This window comes from bacterium (assembly GCA_035527515.1).
Taxonomy (GTDB): Bacteria; B130-G9; B130-G9; order B130-G9; family B130-G9; genus B130-G9.
The window spans coordinates 45476-61506 of the sequence record DATLAJ010000132.1 but is presented as its reverse complement, the minus strand read 5'-3'; the positions used below and the strand labels follow the sequence as shown (position 1 = coordinate 61506).

At 57.7% G+C, this 16031-nt stretch carries 11 protein-coding genes; 8 read left to right on the top strand and 3 right to left on the bottom strand.

Going from position 1 to position 16031, the window contains the following annotated elements:
* The first annotated feature begins 7 nt into the window (after positions 1-7).
* The 3 genes from VM163_10905 to VM163_10895 all read left to right on the top strand — a co-directional run bounded on the left by VM163_10905 (position 8) and on the right by VM163_10895 (position 6021).
* Positions 8-1009, top strand: coding sequence for a zinc-dependent alcohol dehydrogenase family protein (locus VM163_10905; protein ID HUT04387.1), 1002 nt, complete (start codon positions 8-10; stop codon positions 1007-1009).
* A gap of 25 nt (positions 1010-1034) precedes the next feature.
* Entirely contained in the window at positions 1035-3188 is a 2154-nt protein-coding gene (locus VM163_10900) for an alkaline phosphatase family protein (GenBank protein ID HUT04386.1), read from the top strand.
* Positions 3189-3423: 235 nt separating this feature from the next.
* Entirely contained in the window at positions 3424-6021 is a 2598-nt protein-coding gene (locus VM163_10895; GenBank protein ID HUT04385.1) for a HEAT repeat domain-containing protein, read from the top strand.
* Between the two features lie 99 nt (positions 6022-6120).
* On the opposite strand, the gene VM163_10890 is transcribed toward VM163_10895, so the two are convergent.
* Positions 6121-7293 carry a glycosyltransferase gene (locus tag VM163_10890; protein ID HUT04384.1) on the bottom strand — a complete coding sequence of 391 codons (1173 nt, stop codon included), beginning with the start codon at positions 7291-7293 and terminating at the stop codon, positions 6121-6123.
* A 26-nt stretch (positions 7294-7319) separates the two neighbouring features.
* On the bottom strand, positions 7320-8156 hold the full coding sequence (locus VM163_10885; protein ID HUT04383.1) for a TerB family tellurite resistance protein: 837 nt from the start codon (positions 8154-8156) through the stop codon (positions 7320-7322).
* A gap of 157 nt (positions 8157-8313) precedes the next feature.
* Between VM163_10885 and VM163_10880 the strand changes: the two genes are divergently transcribed.
* Positions 8314-10155: a hypothetical protein gene (locus tag VM163_10880; protein HUT04382.1), complete on the top strand. Its 1842-nt coding sequence runs from the start codon at positions 8314-8316 to the stop codon at positions 10153-10155.
* A gap of 13 nt (positions 10156-10168) precedes the next feature.
* Here the strand turns inward: VM163_10880 and VM163_10875 are convergent, their stop codons facing one another.
* A complete protein-coding gene (locus tag VM163_10875; GenBank protein ID HUT04381.1) occupies positions 10169-12565 on the bottom strand; it encodes a mannosyltransferase family protein in 2397 nt (798 codons plus the stop codon).
* 379 nt (positions 12566-12944) lie between these two features.
* Here VM163_10875 and VM163_10870 point away from each other — a divergent pair, with 379 nt between their 5' ends.
* Genes VM163_10870 through VM163_10855 form a run of 4 tightly spaced genes read left to right on the top strand, consistent with a single transcriptional unit; the run spans position 12945 to position 15878 of the window.
* Positions 12945-13448, top strand: coding sequence for a hypothetical protein (locus VM163_10870; protein ID HUT04380.1), 504 nt, complete (start codon positions 12945-12947; stop codon positions 13446-13448).
* Positions 13405-15249 carry a hypothetical protein gene (locus VM163_10865; protein HUT04379.1) on the top strand — a complete coding sequence of 615 codons (1845 nt, stop codon included), beginning with the start codon at positions 13405-13407 and terminating at the stop codon, positions 15247-15249. The genes VM163_10870 and VM163_10865 overlap by 44 nt, the downstream gene beginning before the upstream one ends.
* Positions 15250-15294: 45 nt before the next feature.
* On the top strand, positions 15295-15468 hold the full coding sequence (locus VM163_10860; GenBank protein HUT04378.1) for a hypothetical protein: 174 nt from the start codon (positions 15295-15297) through the stop codon (positions 15466-15468).
* On the top strand, positions 15465-15878 hold the full coding sequence (locus tag VM163_10855; protein HUT04377.1) for a sigma-70 family RNA polymerase sigma factor: 414 nt from the start codon (positions 15465-15467) through the stop codon (positions 15876-15878). Before VM163_10860 ends, VM163_10855 begins: the two co-directional genes overlap by 4 nt.
* The last annotated feature ends 153 nt before the right edge of the window (positions 15879-16031 follow it).

Here is a 16031-nt window from a genome sequence, read left to right as displayed (position 1 = left end):
GATTGCGATGAGAGCGATGTTGCTCAGGGAGCCAAAACCTATTGAAGAAAGACCTCTTGTTTATACTGACCTTCCTGACCCTGAGCCAGGCCCGGGGCAGATTCGGCTCAAAGTTCTGGCCTGCGGCCTGTGTCATACAGACCTGCACGAGGTCGAGGGCGAGCTCGTAGTCCCCGGGCTTCCACGCGTTATCGGCCATGAGATAGTCGGCTTGGTTGACAAACGAGGCGAGGGAGCGGGCAGGTTCAAACTAGGCCAGCGGGTCGGCGTCCCGTGGCTATATCGGACGTGCGGCAAGTGCAAGTTCTGCATTTCTGGGAAGGAGAATCTCTGCGAGAAGGCGCTGTTCACGGGATTTGACGTTGACGGGGGCTACGCTGAGCTCATGGTTGTTGACGAGGACTTCGCCTACGCAATTCCCGACCGCTTTTCGCACGTAGGCGCCGCTCCGCTTCTCTGTGCAGGCGTGATCGGTTTTCGTGCGTTGCGGCTGAGTGAGATCAGGCCCGGCCAGCGGCTCGGGCTTTACGGTTTTGGCGCCTCGGCTCACGTCGCCATACAGGTTGCTGTCCATTGGGGCTGCGAGGTCTATGTCTTCTCAAGGTCGGAGGAACACCGCAGGCTCGCTCAAGAGCTGGGCGCCTCTTGGACGGGCACTTCCAGGGATAGGCCGCCCGCCAAGGTCGATTCTGCGGTCCACTTCGCTCCGAGCGGCCCGCTCACGCTCGACGCACTCTTGTCGCTTGAGAAGGGCGGGACGTTGGCGCTGGCTTCCATCTACATGAACCCGATTCCCGAGATGGATTACGACAAGTATCTCTACAACGAAAGGACGCTCCGGAGTGTAACGGCGGCCACACGACAGGACGCAATCGACATCCTGAAGCTCGCCGACGAGATACCCATCCGCACCGAGGTGCAGAAGTTCGCCCTTCAAGATGCAAACGACGCGCTGCTGCGGATGAAGCAGAGCAAGATACAGGGCGCCGCGGTCATGGAGGTCTCATGACCGGTCGCATTGTGGGCTGCGTTCAATGAGAGTTACCAGACGAGAGTTCTTGCGGCTCGTGGGCGGCGCCGGTGCGGCAGCTGGGCTAGGCTCGCTCGCTGGGTTGACTGGGTGCCAGTCGAGCCGGATGCGAGACCTCCGGCAGAAGGTCATCATTGTAGGCTTCGACGGGGTCTCTCCGTATCTTCTTGAGCCCTGGGCGGAGAAAGGGCTGCTCCCGAACGTTCGGAAGTTGATGCGCCTCGGTGGTTACCGGCGTCTGGGGACAACCAATCCGCCCGAATCGCCGGTTGCATGGGCTTCCTTTAATACTGGGTGCAACCCTGGGAAGCACGGGATATTCGATTTTTTGAGACGCGACCCGAAGACCTACGTCCCCAGCATCGCTATCGCCCAGCCCAAGCGGCCTAGATTCCTGTTCGGGCTGATCCCGATCAGCCCCCCGGGAGCCATCTGCGGCCGGCAGGGCAAAACGTTCTGGAAGATCGCGAGCGAGCACAGAATCCGCACAACAGTGCTGCTTGCGCCGGTCAGCTTCGAGCCGGAGGAACTCGAGGGCGGCTACGTTCTCTCAGGGCTGGGCGTGCCCGACCTCAGGGGCACTCAAGGAACCTATCACTACTTCTCGACGCGGCTTTCTGACGTTGAGACTGGCGATACTGAGATGGGGGGCAAACTTGTCAGGCTCGAGTTTCATGGCAACGTCGCTCGGGCACAGGTTCAGGGGCCCTGGAACCCCGTTCTGCTCCAAGAAAAAGAGCAGATGGCTCACAACATCGCCAGGATAGACGATAGGATCGCGTCATCTGCCGCGAGCGCCCGGCGCCTCGCCTCGCTCAACGAGGAAAGGGCAGAACTTGTGCGCAAGAAAGCGGAGCTCGAGAGCCGCAGGCCAGTTCTTGTCTCGCCGATCGCCTTCCAGCGAACAGGCGCCGGCGAGATCGTCGTCGAGGTCTCGGACCGCAGCATCGCGATCAAACCGGGCCAGTGGTCTGCTTTCGTGCCGATCAAGTTCGACGTAACCCCAATCGTCTCTGCGAATGGTATCGCCCGCTTCTACCTTGAGTCCGTCTCGCCGCAGGTGAGCGTTTACATGACGCCGATCAACATCGATCCCACCGACCCTGTCCTCCCTATCTGCTATCCAAAGCGCTTCTCGCGGGAGATTGCCGAGCGCATCGGCCTGTTCAAGACCCAGGGCTGGGCAATCGACACGATGGCGCTCAACGAGGGCAAGCTCTCGGACGAGACCTTCTTGCAGGACGCGGTGAGCACATTCGAGGCAAGGAAGCGCATGCTTGATCTCGCGCTCGAGACTCTCCCATTTAACCTACTATTCATGCTGTTCTCAGGCACCGACCGCATCCAACATGCCTTCTTCCGACTGCTCGACAAGGGCCATCCGCTGTTCGACGCAGCGCTTGCTTCACGGCTTCACAACCCCATTCTCGACTCTTACAGGCGGATGGACGCCGTCATCGGTGAGTTGCTGGCAAAGATCGGCCCCGACACCACCCTCTTAGTGCTCTCCGACCACGCCTTCCATTCCTTTAGGCGCGGCGTCAACCTCAATACATGGCTCGTCCGCAACGGCTACATGCAGTTTTCGGGAGCGAGCAAGAGCGATTACAACCTAGAAGGCCTCTTCGGCCGGGGTGATTTCTGGCCGAACGTCGATTTCGAGAGGACCAAGGCCTACTCGCTTGGCCTGGGGCAGATTTACATCAACCTAAGAGGTCGCGAGGCCTTCGGGACCGTGTCCAAGGGGCCTGAGTATCGCTCGCTCAAGAAGGAGATCATCGCCAGACTGTCCGGACTCGTGGACCCCAAGACCGGCGAGGTCGCGGTAAGGACAGTCTATGACCGCGACGACATCTACTTCGGGCCCGCGTTTGATGACGCTCCAGACCTCCAGGTCGCGACGGCAAGCAACTATCGAGTCTCGTGGCAGAGCACGCTGGGAGGCATCTCGAAAGACGTCTTCGTAGATAATGACCGCAAGTGGTCGGGAGACCACTGCTCGCTCGATGTCGCGATCACCCCGGGCATCCTTCTCTGCAACAGACGGATCATGACAAAACGGCCTACAATCCTAGACCTCGCTCCCACGGCGCTTGCGATTCTCGGTGTCGCTCCGCCGGCATACATGGACGGGAAGAGCATCTCTCTGGGCAGCTAGCAACCGTCAGAACGGCTTGACTGCTGGGGCTGTCGCATTCTACACGGTCGAGAAGACGCACAAGAGGCTAATCCGATCGGGTAGTAATTCCGATGATTCCGGTGGCGAGAGATTCTTGAACAGGCAGACCTGCGCCCGAATCAGGATGTATCAAGTGGTCAGGTTTGCCGAGGGAGCATGGCTATTGCCGTTTTGATGGCTTATCTCAGGCCCAGTTTTGGGGCAAGGAGAAGTTTTGCCTGAACAGAGTGAGGCTCGTCCATTCTCGGTCTGTGTCCTCGACAGGAACCCGCAGAGCGCGGCAGTTTATTCGGAAGTTTTCGCCTCGAGCCGCGCTCGGCTGATGGTCTTCTCAGAGCTGAAGGAGGCCCTCGAACACATTCAAGAGAAAAAGATCGACCTCGTCATAGGGGCAATGCGCGTCTCGGATGAGTTCTTGCTCGAGTTCATCGAGGGCGTGAGACAGCGGCAGCCCGACGCTGCGCTCCTTATCATGCACTCGGAGCTCGGGGCGGCGGACGTCGCGGTCCTGAACGGATGCGGCGTGCTCGCTGTCTCCCCTGAGGAGACAAGCCCACTCGCCTATAGGGAGGCAATAGGCGCCTCGATCAGGAGTGTCTCCCGGATTCGCTGCCGCACGAGGCGGCTTTCCGAGGGGAGCTCTGCGCTCACGGATTCGCTTTTCAGTGGTGCGCTCGACCTCGATCCTATCGATATCGTCGATCACATGGGCAGATTGAAGCCCTTACCAGATGTATTCGATGAGGCAGTGGTGCGGGATGCCAAGCGTATCGCAAATGCTGTGGCCAACGTAGATTCGAGCACGCGTCTGACTTTTTTTGAGGAAGAGGTCCAGACGATTGGGAAATCCCGTGCAGCGGCGGCGCTTCTCTACCTCTGTGAAACAGAAGAAGCGCCCGAGCGAGCTTGGCTCTTGGTGAGGTTTCTCTCATTCATTCCCTCGTGCACAACCAAACTCGCGCTTGATCGACTGGCGAAGACACATCCCAACTCAACAGTCAGGACTCTGGCCAAGAGAGGCTGTAAAACACTGCTTCGGAAACACCCGATAATCTTTCACACAGAGCGGCTGCTCTCCGACAAGACACCCCCTTCGGTCGCACGCAAGGCTGCCGCAGCGATCGCTATATGCGACAGCGAACTCGCGGTAGCTGTGCTGACCAGTGCCCTTGCGCTCAACCGCCCTGTGGTTCAAGACGCCGTGATCAGGGGTCTTGGCATGATAGGCACCGAGAGCGCCTTAAGGGTCATTTTCAGGAGGCTCAGGATATTCAAGCTGGTTCGTGAGACGGCCTTTTTCAAGGACCCCTACAGCCCCAGGGAACATCTCTCGTACCTAGAGGCGCTGGCCGCGACACTCAAGTCCGCTAGTGCAGAGCATCCTGAGGCAGCTCGGGAAGCCGCCCGCGATCTCCGCTCCAAGAACAAACAGACGAAGCTCAAAGCAATAGAGATCGTGGGCCTTTCACGAACACCGCTCTGCTGTGAACTTCTCGCCAAAAGCATCGAGTCAAGCGACTGGCGAGTGCGCCTGGCGGCGCTTCAGGCGGTCGCCAATTCACCCGGTCCCCACGCACGCGATGTGATCCGTGGTTTCATTGATGACCCTAACCACACGGTCAGCAACTCCGCGATGGAAGCCCTGGAGCGACTGAAAATGAAGGAACAGATCAGAGGCGCTCTTGGGGACCAGAAGGACCGGATCAGAAGCTCAGCAGCAGCAGCGCTCGGCCGGCTGGCAGACAAGGACTCCGTCTCTGAGCTCGTCCCTCTGGTCTTCGACGATGACCCGGACGTTGCACATGAGGCGCTCAAAAGTCTGGGAAGGATTGCTGACCCCACCTGCATCCCAACCATCCAAGACTTTCTCTTGAGATGCGACACGCCGGAGCTCATCGCCGACGCGGCGTCCTGTTTGGGCAATGTCACGACCGACGCCTCACTTGAGGTACTCATCGGTCAGGCGGAGCAGTTGATGCGTTCGGATGATTTCCGGCTGCCGCTTTTGATCCGCGCAATCGGCTCTATTATCAACTCTCGGGCCTGGCAGCGAAATGACACGCTCGTCGCAAGAGCGATTCGCATCTTCCAGCAGGCGAGCCTTTCGGGAGGCGACGCATCAAGGCTCGAGATAGCTGGCATCCTACTTCACATAAGCGGGCTGAACCTCAAATCATACTCCACAATGCTGGCACTGCTTGAGAAGTTTGCCATGATGCGGTCTGCGTCAAGTCCGAAGCAGCTCAGAATGGTCTCGATCTCTCGCAAGGCTATCGAACGAATCTACAAGAGAATACTAAGACTACGGGAAGTCCAGAAGACCTTTGACAAGGTCCAACAAGTGCTCGAATCACTGCCAGCACGACCGGAAGGAGAGAAACACCGGTCGTTCGCGGTGCTCGGTAGTTTGCTGTCCTCCTTGCCACACTCCGAGCGGGACACAAACACCGTGGCGAATCAGGCGGTTGATGAGCTCGTCAATACGCTCAGCAATCCGAACACAGCATGGAGAGACCGCGACGCAGCTATAAGAGCCCTGAGTGCCATCGGCGAGCGACGCGCTCTCCCCGCCCTTCGAGAGATTGAGAAGACCGGCCCGCCGCTTCAGAAAGAGCTCGCCAAGCAGGCGAGTCGCTCGATAATTAGGAAGAACCTCCTGGTGCATGCGCTACGCAGGATGCCCTTAAGTCCCATCCCACGGCGAACGAAAGTGGAATCTCAGACGTCAACCCGAGCGCACAACGGCCCCGCGCCAGCTGCCGCGTCGCCCGTTGGCAGGCGAGCGCCGGCGGCACATTTCTTCACCGCCTGAAGAGGCAGCCAGACCACTCGACGCTACCTCCAGTGCCAGGAAACCGCCGTTCGGAAGCATCGAAAGCATCATCAGCCCAGAACGCAACATATATCCAGCCTACTTCGCTGCGAGCGCCCGCGCCACGAGCCGCTCCATTGCGTTGACCATTTCCTCCCATGACTTACCTTTGGCCGCATCTTCGAGCCGGGCTCTAGCCTCGGAGCCAAGTCTCAGGCATCGGCTCACTGCGTCATCAAACGACGAGGGGCTGTCGAAAAACTCAACGAGCTCGGAGTAGTCTGCGACCACGTCTGGCACCCTGGACGAGACGACCGGAAGCCCAGCGCTCATGTACTCCAGCGTCTTCGTCGGACTGATCTTCAGCGTCAACTCCGTCAGCGCAAACGGCATCATAGCCACATCAAACGCCTTCATAAAACTCGCAAGCTCCGCGTATGGCTTGGCCCCGAGATAGAAGACGTTCGGCATTCCGAAAAGCCTCTGTGGATTGACCTTCAGAAGAGGCCCTATCAGCACAAATGACCAGCCCGGGCTCTTCTTTGCACTTACCTCGAGCAGCGAATAGTCGAGTCGCTCGTCAACCGCCCCAACGTAGCCAATGATGGGCCGAGGCACTTGCCTCATCTCATCGGCAAGCTCCGTATCCGGGGCCGTAGCCCGTGCGAAGTGGTCGAACTCCACGCCGCAGGGGAAGAGATGGGTATTGCGGTTCAATGCCCTCTTGGCCTCAAATAGGGAACGCCCGCCGGCAAAGACGACGTCAGCTCGCCCAATCAAGCGCCGTTCACACTCCCTCGTCTCAGGTTCCGAGTGCATGAAGGCTCGGAACTCGTCCATGCAATCATAGACAACAAGGTCAACATCAAGGAGGTCAATTATCCGATAATCCTTGGGGTGATACAGCCACAGCACGAGCGGTCTTGTGGACTTCCCCTTGATGATCGAGGCGGCCTTACGCGTGTAAAGCCGCCGGTTTATGCTCCTGAACAAACGCCACTTGCCGGTCATCGGCACGAACGGAAGGTAGTTGACGTTGACGTTCGCATCGGGCGAGAAACTGTAGCAAAACGTGCTCTCTCTCGGAAGAGACCAGAACAGCCTCGTGGGCACCTGACAGAAGAACTCTATCGGATGGCGCCTCGCCAGCCTGCTCATCACCTGCTGCGGTCTCTGGAACAGGTTCTTGTCCCAGGTCAGATGAGACAGGCATGCGATCGAGAACTGTTTGGGGCTATCGTCCTGGCCCCGTGCTGCTGCGGGATCAGCCATCGGACTTCTGTGACTTCGAGACCGTCTCAGTCGTCATGTCGGCGTGCGTCCCGCAGTGCATGATACGCCTCGTTGATCGCCTGGAACCGCTGGTTGGCAAGCTGAATGAACTCCTTGCCGAGGTGCGAAACACGGTCCGGGTGGTACTTCCCCGCCTGCTCGTGATAGGCCTTCTTGATCTCCTCATCAGTCGCGCCTTCGGACAGACCGAGCACCTGATAATAACGGTCCTCGTCCGAGACGAACTCGGACGCTATCGACCGCTTCTCGCTCTCGGAAATGCTGAGATGCTTTGCTATCGCGTCGATGACGCGCCTCTCCTCGGGATGGAACTCGCGGTCAGACATCGCAACCATGTAGAGCGTCCTGAGCAGCAGCAGACGGTCCTGTCGCTTGGCGATACGGCTGAACTCACTGCACACGGCGGCCAGGTCCGGCTTCTGTCGAGCAACCTCCTTCACGATGCGCTTTATGAGGTCCAGATCGCCGCCTGCAAAGCCGTTGCGCTTAAAGAAGGAGAGGATCGAGCGCTCCTCCTCGGGCCTAAACACGCCGTCTGCCATCGCGACCGAGACCAGCAGCGTCGCCAGATTCGTCACGAAGATAAGCTGCCTGTCGTCATTTGAGAGGTCGCGGACACGATCGTATGTCTGCCGCGGCCTGGCTCGCTGTGCCTGTTGGTAGGCGTGTGTCTGTCCGGCCCACGGGTCAGAGCCCGGACCCCCGTGGCCTTCAAGCGCCGCCCTCCTATTGGCCTTCTCATCGTATCCGTGCCCGATTACGGCGCCAATGATCGCCCCAAGCGGACCCATCAGGAACCAGCCGAGGCCTGCTCCTATTGCCTTCCCTTTCCATGTCGCCATCTTGTTCCTACCTCAATCCCATTTCCCACAAGTGCTTCTCATTGTCATTCTGCGTCGGCGCCATCATAAGATCAACATAAGCCCGCCGCCTTTCGTTTCGTGAAACCAGGGCGTAGATTCACGTCACGAGAATGAAACTTGTAGCTTGGAGCAACAAATGGAACAGGCGACACCAAACACAGCTCATCCGGTAGGGCCTCGATGGCCCCGACTGCGCCGCGAGCTGCTGATAATTCTCTTCCTGGCAGCCTTTGCGATAGCCGTAACCTGGCCGGTTGCGCCTCGAATGACGCGGGAGATCTTCGGCAGCTGGGGCGACGTGAATCTGAATTTCTGGAACTACTGGTGGTTCCGCTACGCTATTTTAGAGCTCAAGCAGAGCCCGTTCTTCTGCCCGCTACAACTCTACCCATACGGGGCGGACCTTGCATTCCACACGTTGTGTCCTCTCAATCAGATCATCGCTCTGCCGATTCACGTTCTGTTCGGGATACGTTTCGCCTACAACTTCATCGTCTTCTTCTCGCTCATCATGGCTGCGTACACCGCCTACAGGCTCGCGTTCGATGTGTGTGGCCATCGGATTGCGGCAGTGGCCGCCGGGGTGATGTTCGGCTTCTCGCCCTATATGCTCGTGCGCGCGACCGGCCACATCAACCTGATTGGCTCTTGGCCCTTACCCTTAGTTGTCATGTTCTCAATGCGCGCCTTCAAAAGCGGCAAGTTTCGGTGGGCCGCTCTAGCTGGGCTCTTCGCCGGCCTTCAGCTAGGGGTCTCTATGTACTACACTCTTTTTGCCGCCATCCTATTCGTGCTCCTATGGATTAACGCCGCCATCTTCGAACGTCGAACCCTCCGCAGTCTGCTCTGGTGTCCCGTCGTCACCGCAGCATGCGCCCTCGGCGCTGCATCACCCGTCCTAGTCATCCAGCTCCGGTCAATGCTGATATCAGGCGCTTCCTTCGCCCCACCCACCTGGATGAGCTTCACTGGCGGTGTGGACCTGCTCGCGTTCTTTGTCCCGCCCGAATTCAGTATGACCTATGGTTGGCTAGTGTGGCCCGCCTACGGGCATTTGCATTCAGGGTGTGTTGAGGGTCTGGCCTTTGCCGGAACAACCTGTCTGATCGCTGCTGTGATCGCGATGTATTCAGCTAGAGAGAGGTCCAAGTGGCTGTGGGCTGTTCTGGCGCTTCTATTTGCCGTGGCTGCATTGGGAGATAGGCTGCACATTCTGGGGCGTGGGGGGGCAACGGTATTCGGCCAATGGGTCTTTGTTCCGCTTCCCACAGTCGTTTTCAAGATCGTCCCAATCTTGAATCTCATCCGGGTCGCATCCCGCTTCGTCATTCTATACCAGCTTGCGCTCGTCTGCTTGGCCTCGCTTGGGCTTCGTTATATCTTGACCCGTTTCTCAGGACGTCATCGTAGTATTGCGATCGGCCTCCTGGTGCTTTGCCTGTTCGTTGACTATTCGTATGCCCCATACATGACGATGCCAATGCGCTTCGGGAGACTCTATGACATCATCGGCCGAATGCCGGTTGAGTTCGCGGTATTGGATGTGCCGTTCGGAGTGGGGGATGCGCTCAACTGGTATGGCAGGAATGATGGGCAGCTGTCGCATTGGCTCACAGCGCAGACCGTCCATAGGAAACCTGTCATTGGGACTGTGGCATCAAGGATGAATCCAGGGGTTTTTCAGAAGCTGTCACATAATCCGCTCTTGCATGCCATTGTTCAGGCACAGGACGGGAAGCTGACAGCTGAGACCCTGGAGGAACTTCCACCTAGTGTTGTGATGCGCGAAGTGCGCCGGCTCAACCTGAAGCTAATAATTGTCCATCGCCTGTCCCTGAATGCTCACAATGAAGGTCAGTTGGCGTATCTATTCAAGCACATGGGCTTCAAGCTTCTTTATCATAATGATGAGATCGCCGTCATAGAGGCGCCGCTTGGCCCATCGCTCGAGAAGTACGTGCCTCGCGACTTAGGATAGCGCGAGGGGCGTGTCAGGTCATGAGTATGCCATTGAAATGCAGTATGGTGAAAAAGACCAAGATCATAAGGAAAGCGGCAGCCAGGGCCATGAAAACTCTTTCTTTACTAGTCTTGATACCAAGCCAAATGAAGATCGGGAATAGCACGTGAGCGTATCTGAGCATGGAGTTAGGAGTTCCCGTTGATAAGGGAAGTAACGCCCCCATGCTTACGAATATCGCGGCCGGAATGCCGAGCTGACGGCCTATTGGCACAATTAAGATAAGAACAAGGAACGCAGCAACGATGCACGCGCCGTCTGCTATGGTAACCTGCAGCTTGTTGAAGTATTGCACGGAGATGTTGAGATCGAAGGTCTTCCAGTCTCTGATCAACACTGAAATAGGGTTCTGCATCGGATATCTCTCCCATGCTCTCTGGGCCGACACACTTGCGAACATGTCGCCTGTCTGGGCGTACTGGACGAAGCCGAACAACACTAGCCCCAATGGGATCATCAATAAGTAGGCGACGTCCAGCCTCAGTCTCCTTGGGTTGAAGCGAATGTGCTTGGCGTATTCCCAGAGCCCGACGGGCACGAGGATGATTCCGACGGATCTGGTCAGCAAGGCCAGAATGCCGCAGATGCCTGCCGCAAGCCATTTTCGGCTGCCTGCCAATGAGAAGAAGGCCAGGCAGAAGAGCAAGAATATCGATTCGGTGTAGATCGCGGAGAAGAAGAAGGAGACTGGCCCCACTGCCAGCAAGAAGACTGACCTCCTTGCGACGTCTTCACCCCACTTTTTAGCGGCGAGGTTGTATAGGAGACACAATGCCACCGGGAATGCCAGATTAGAGACGACAATCCCCGAAATGGTCATATTGCCGAAGAGGATATGCAGCGCTCTGATCAGGAAGGGATATAGGGGATAAAAGGCCGGTGTCCCACCTGGATGTGAAAACTCATATCCGGCTTGGGCGATATCAACATAAAAGGCGGCGTCCCAATGCACCAGCAGTTCTCGCAACGATTTTGGTGCACCGTGGAAATAAAGGCGGCTGATGTAGGCGATGAGCGCGAGTGGGATTCTGGTTGCGAAGAAGACGAATAGCGAATAGCTCACGAGCCGGCTTCCACCGAAGAGTAGCGAATAGGCCTTCCACGCCAGATACAGCGCGACCGACAAAGTCAGGAGCCGGACAAACGCGTAGTTTCTTGCGAGGAAATCAGGATAGCAAAGGGCCACAAGGGCGATTGCGGCAACAATGATCTTGTAGGCTAGCTTCTTTCGATTGAGGAATGCGTCACGATACCACAGGTAGGTTCCCACAAGGATCGCAAGTGACGCCGAGACAATCAGAAAGGCTCTTGAATGCAGAAGCCAGAGAACCGCGATGCCCAGAATGGGACCACCGATCAGGCCGATTCTGAAAGCTCTTGGCCACTCTGTGTCGTGGTTGCCCCTAGCAAAGGCGGCCATCAGGAGCACAAGAATGGCGATCAGGGCGATTGTGTTGATCTCCGGCAGGACCCTTCTGAACAGGAAGTAGAGCCTCATGACCGGGTTGGGGTCGAGCGCAAGAACGGCGTGCTTTCCCCATAGCTCCGCGACCGGGGAGAAGCGACCGTCTCTTCGCGCCGAAATAAGAATGTGCCCCCCGTTCCAGACGGGATTCTCCTCGATGCTGCATCCCATTTCGGTCAGCAGAGTATGAAACTCCTTGGAAAGGAATGCTGACGAGAAATCGTGGGCGACCACGACAGTCACGATGTCGTCGGGAATGCCGGCAAGGACCTCTGAGAACATCAGACCGTCGTCCGCGGTCTCGTGCGTGAGCGAGCCTTGCCAGATGATTCGTCCGGTTTGAGGCGAAATGATTCCCAGACCGAAGCCACTGCTTCTTACGTAAAAGACCTGATCCCCAAGTCGCCAGCGAGAATAACCGCTAACACCCGCGCCTCGAGACTCGGCTATCAATTGCGGCGAGCCGGCGATTGGCGCCGGCACATCCGGCGAGGCATACGTGATTCTTGCGTTTTCCTGAGACGGAATGAAGAAAGCAAAAGCAGCCATCAGGCAAGCAATAATCGGTAGTCTGAGGCACAATGGGGACCGCAACGCCAGCCAAGACCAGGCGCTTCGGACCCAATCTGCCGCGATCGCGTGGAAGGGCTTCTCTTTCCTGCGAGCAGCATCCAGCCTCGTTGCCAGGAATGCCGCCGTGACGACCGATGCGAACAGTCCCCACACGAGTCGGTAATACCTCGGGGTAAGATAGGCGATCAGGGCGTTCTCGCTCGCAGAGCCGTGGAGCAGAATCGCTGCGACGAGGCTGAGTGCCAACACCGCCATGACAACATAAGAAAGAGCGAGGGCCAGCCTGGTAGCCCATTCGCTTGTTATCGCGTTTGTGAACCGATCAAGCATTCACAGCCTTTCCTCCGCAGAGCAATCTGGGGATACACGGGTCGAACGAGTAGGGGTTCAAGAATACGAACGTGCACACAACAAAAAGGCAACACGCCAGCCAGAACCAATAGTCTTTGAGCGCTCTTGTCATGATGTATCGGTACACTAATACGAACGCTCGCAGAATCAAGCACTCCGGCCAGGCGCTTTTGGTCGAGGTCAAGCCGCGAAACCGCGTACACAAGTTGGGGACATTGATGATGCGCTGAAGTGCGCGTTGCCCGGCCCCAACAAAACGAGAATCTCGGCCAACAAAACAGGGATTCCCCGATCATTTCACGGACTTTGGTGAGTAGGTTTCAGGGCGAACGATCAACAAGTAACGAGCGAGGTTTAAATGACTTCTAGCGAGCACGAGGAGGCAGGACGCGAGTGTCAAAGCGGCTTGATGGCCAAGTGGCAGACGCTGTTGAGGGTGGTTGAGCGGCGGTTCAAGACGGCCGTAGCAAAAGAAGAGAAGAACGGACGGCTGAGGCCCGAGACCGAGAAGACGGTAGCGACTTACATCAAGACGCTTCAGGCATTCGCCAAGGAGGTCAAGCAGATCGAGCAGGACGGCCACGGGCAAAACAGTGCTGCGAAGGAGGTCGCCAAGGACCTCTGGGCGCTCTCGCTGTCGAGGCGCGACAGAAGTGCGATCGCATCAATTCTGAAAGAACTGAACCTTCCCGTGGGCAAACGACCCGGCACAAGAGGTAGCAAATCACGTGAACAAGGCGAGACAGACCAGAAAGTACAGCAAAGAGAAGAGCATCAAGCAGAGCTTTCGTTCGATGAACCCGCTGACGAGGGTGAGGATGGCGAAGGCGCTTTGGGGACTCATCGAGGGGGCCGAGGCTGAGTTCATGGACATCCAGCGGAGCATATTTTGGGACCCAGTCTATCAGCGCCCTCCCTGCGGCATGGAGGAGTTTCTGCTCTCAAACGACTACTTGGGCCTCACTGACGCCGCTGGCGGACCCTATGTGCACCGGCGGCTGATGCAGCTTCTGGTCCTTGCCGACGACGATGCGATCAGGGAGATATATCTCTGCCTAGGGAAGGATTCGGGCAAGTCGTTCTTTGCGGCATGTATGGCCTGCCGAATGGTCTATACGCTCTCGTGCCTCGTGCCGTCGCCTCAGCACGCCCTGCCCAACATCGCCCCCGGCTCTGGTATCCAGATCATAAACCTCGCTACTGATAGCCAGCAGGCCAGGCGCTCCGTCTTCAAGGAGCTCGAGATCAAGATCGCCGGCAAGGCCGGCAAGAATCCCGCCCGCTGGTTCGAGCGATTCGGCTTTGAGAAGCTAGCCGACAGATTCATCTTCCCCAACAACATCGAGATACTCTGCGGCCACTCCAGGGCCGAGGCGTGGCTCGGCGCCAACACGATCTTGGGCATCATTGACGAGGCCTCGTATTTCACTGAGGCGAAGGGATTGAGTTCGCTTTCTGACAGCGGCTACCCGACCAGCCTTGCCGAGAAGAACTACAACGCGTTCTATGGCAGCTGTAGGACCAGATTCCCCAACCATTACAAGATCATCCTGATCTCCTCGCCGAAGCACCGGGGCGATTTCCTGTTCCGTAAGATCGAGCGCATCAAACAGGCGGGCAGCGTGATAGACGTCGATTCAGTTCCGTTGCGGGCGCCTTGCCATGCGCCGAAGGTGGCCGAGGCCGACGCGATCAGGAGGGCTGGGCTTTCAGAGTTCGACATGGGCATCTGTGCGTGCACCGATGGCTCGCGGCTCGCGGTTCAGGCCCCATCGTGGGAGCTGAAGGACGACGAGACAATCCTCGACTACGAGGATGACTTCAAGAACAACCCAATAATGACGGCGAGAGACTTCGGAGCGCAGCCCTACCTCGCCGAGTCGCCGTTCTTCGATTTTGCGCGCATCACATGCTGCATTGACCGCGATCGAAAGCCGCCGCTGCCGTTTCTATCCCCACCCGGCGAGCCTGAGATGGATATTCCCGAATCAGTGCTGATGCAGAAACGGCGGCTCTCAAACGAGTTCTCCGGCCATCCCGAGCGGGAGTACTTCGCACACATCGACTTCGCAACCGGCGGCAAATCTGGCAAGGGCGACGCCTGCGGGTTCGCACTGGGGCACGTGGAGCAGGCCGTCGGGCAAGGGGGACACGTTCTCTATCGTGTTTTTTTCGACCTTGTTACGAGATTTCAATATGCGAACCAAAGGCCGGTCGATGCGGAGGACCTGTGCGATTTCGTGCAGTTTCTGAAAGCTGGCCGAGGCGAGTTCAGGCCGGCGAGGCGCCTCGAGCCGTGGGAGACGCACGACGGCGCGGGGTTTTATCGGCTTTCGGTGAGCATCGATGGCTTCAACCGGGAGCTGTTGTCGCAGCTGCTCACGAAGCGCGGCTTGCAAGTTGACTACTTCTCTCCTGACAAGAGCAGAGAGTGTTGGCAGCTGGGCGAGTTTGCCCTGTATAAGGGCTGGGTGTCGCTGTATCCGCATCCGATTCTCGAGGCGGAGATCAAGTCGCTTCAGGTAACGGACAGCGGCATCCCCGACCACCCTCCGACCAGCTCGAAGGACATGCTGGACGCCGTCATCTCGGTCATATACAGGGCGTTGACGACGGCGCGGGTTGCTCTGCCGGAGCACAGATATGCGGGCGTGAAAGGATAAGTGGAGATGATGAGCGAGATAGGGAAAGGCGAGAAAGGAGAAACAATGGACAGAAAGACGAGGAGGCGAGTGCGTCTGATGAGGCTCTGCCACAAATATGGTTACGACGAGACAGCATCGATTCTAAAGAGGCGGATCGAGAGGGCCAGACGGGCTCAATTGGCCCAGGGCACGCCGATTCTTCAGAACCTTTCCCAGCAGGAGGATGTGTCGAGATGACGATATGCGGCGAGTGTGAAAAGCGCGATACGTGTACTGAGTTGTGTGACAAGGTCAGAAAGCTGTCTTATGGTGGCGGCAAGAGTCGGAAGCGTCGGACATATCCCATGGATTATCACGGTTTGGAGGCCAAATCGACGGTAGCGATGAACCGCTTCCAGATCGACGCAATTCAGGCCATAAGCTATAAACCGACTGACCGGACCGATCTGCGCATGCTGCTGGAGCAGACCTTAGCGTTGTTGTCTTCTGGCCAGCGCTTCGTCTTCGTCAAGAAGATGGAAGGCTACACCAACCGTGAGATCGCCGAGCTGGCAGGTCTGACCGAGAAGGCCATCGAGCAGAGGCACACCCGCGCCCGCAAGCGCCTCAAGCGCCTCTTGGCCCGGACGAACGGCGACTTTATGTAGGCGCTGGGTGCTTTGGACTGCGGTGGCTTGACACCGCTTTAGCTTACCGTGGCTTGACGCGGCGCTGGGTTTGAGAAGTCGCCGCAATGTGCGCAATTGTCACGTATGGTGGTTGGCCGGCACTCAGTCAGAAGGTGGTACAAAGCCACCACC